The organism is Arthrobacter sp. Sr33 (genome assembly GCF_054511195.1).
In genome coordinates this window covers 1-1733 of sequence record NZ_JBTNDD010000024.1, presented here as the reverse complement: position 1 = coordinate 1733, position 1733 = coordinate 1, and the positions used below count along the sequence as shown (strand labels likewise).

Below are 1733 nucleotides of genomic sequence, written 5' to 3'. Positions count from 1 at the left end.
TAGCCCGGATTTTTCATGATGGCCGGGTTCGCGGCCAGGTCATGGGCTAGTTCGCGTCCGGTGGGATTTTCTTGTTTTGGGCGTGTTGGCGGGGCCTGTGGTCGCTGGCTGGGCGTCGGGTTCCACGTCTCCGATCGGGTGTTTCGGTGGTTGCAGGGCTGGCCGTCCGGCTTTCAGGCCAGGCGCGGGCTCGGTTGTCGGAGGCTGTGCTTGAGCTCGGTAATGGCGGTCAGGAGGGTGGTGATCGTGCCGGTTTCCGGCGCGTTGCCGGGGATCAGCAGCTGGGTCCGCCGGGCCCTAGTGATGAGTTTTCCGGCGGTCGCGAAGAGCCGGTACCGCCACCGTTTGATGTCCCAGCCGCGGGCTGTATGCCCGGCCGGCAGGATGGCCAGTTGCAGCCAGGACACTAGATTCATGGCCAGGGCGGCAATGTCAGCCCAGGCCTGATTGGCGTGGAAATCATAGAACGGCAGTTTCCCGAGCCCAGTGTTCTTCAGCGTTTTGATCCGGTTCTCACACCGTCCCCGGGCCCGGTGCCGGGCATCAAGGGTGGGCCCGTGCCAGCGCGGCGAGTTCGTCAGAAAGGCCGTGATTCTGTGTCCGTCAACATCGAGCAGCGTTGCCTGCGCCCCGGGGTGAAGGGGCTCGGCGCGTAGGAACAGGTTCGTCCCGACCGGGTAATCGGTGAGCCCGAAAATCTCGGTGGCGTTGATGACCCACGCATCGGTGCGTTCCTTACCGTTCTGGTCCAGGGCCGGCTGCCAATGCGCTTTGTCGTTGATCCAGGCGACCATGTGGGCCTTGGTGACCGGCACCGGGTAGGACACCGTGAACTGGACACCTAACGACGCCAGGTGATGCAGGAACTTCCGTGACGCCCCGGCGCTGTCGGTGCGCACCAGCACCTTGTCCCCGATGAGCTCACCGTGGCCGTCGTAGAAACTGTCGGGGAGCTGTCCGATGGCCTGGGTGAACACCTCGATGTGGTCTTGGGCACTGTTGGCTCCGGCGTTGCCTGGACGCATCAACGCGGCCAGGATCTCCCCGGTCCCGTTGCCCGTACCGTAATCGACGCTGGCGATGAAAGGGGCGAAACCATACCCGCCCTTATAGGTGCCCACGGCCTGTTCCTTGTCGCTGTGGGAGGCCACGAGCGTGGCATCAAGGTCCAGGATCAGGGGCTCCAGGACGGTCGCCCGCAGTGCCGGGTTCCGGTCCCCGGCAGCGTCCCATGCCCGTGAACGCAGCTGGCGAGTCAACGTGGCGAAGCCGTAGCCGAAGACGTCCGGACCAGCCGCAACCCGGTCGAAGAACCGTGAGACGGTCGCGTTCGAGGCCACGTTCCCGAAGACGCCGGCACCAGAGCGTAGGATATCCAGATCCGAGACGTGTTCCCCGCCGCCGGCGAGCATGACCGCCAAGGATCCCAGGATCGTGCCGGGCCGATGCCGGGCCCCGGCGGGAACGAACTGGCCTAACCGGTCCTCGCACAAGCCCCGGAAACCGAGCGCGTCGATCAGAGATGTCACCACGTTCAGCCCCGCGTGGGAGACCAGCGACTGCTCCGTCGTGGCGACAGGAAGAGACGGGAAAACTCCGGTAATCTTAGACATCAGAAAGGTGCTTCTTTCAGCCGGTGGAACAGTGCGTCAACAACACTATTTTCCCAGCCCAGAAGCACCTTTCGTCGCTTTAACACACCCGACGGGCCCCACCCTCATGAAAACCCCGGG

The 1733-nt window shown here is 64.3% G+C and carries 1 protein-coding gene; it reads right to left on the bottom strand.

All coding sequences use genetic code 11. The annotated features are described in order from the left end of the window. Positions 1-173: 173 nt before the first annotated feature. Entirely contained in the window at positions 174-1613 is a 1440-nt protein-coding gene (locus ACX80T_RS16255; RefSeq protein ID WP_024476452.1) for an IS1380 family transposase, read from the bottom strand. Between the last annotated feature and the right edge of the window lie 120 nt (positions 1614-1733).

Bases quoted from the DNA above. Each gene is read 5' to 3' on its own strand.
- ACX80T_RS16255 (WP_024476452.1), bottom strand. From the start codon at position 1,613: ATGTCTAAGATTACCGGAGTTTTCCCGTCTCTTCCTGTCGCCACGACG.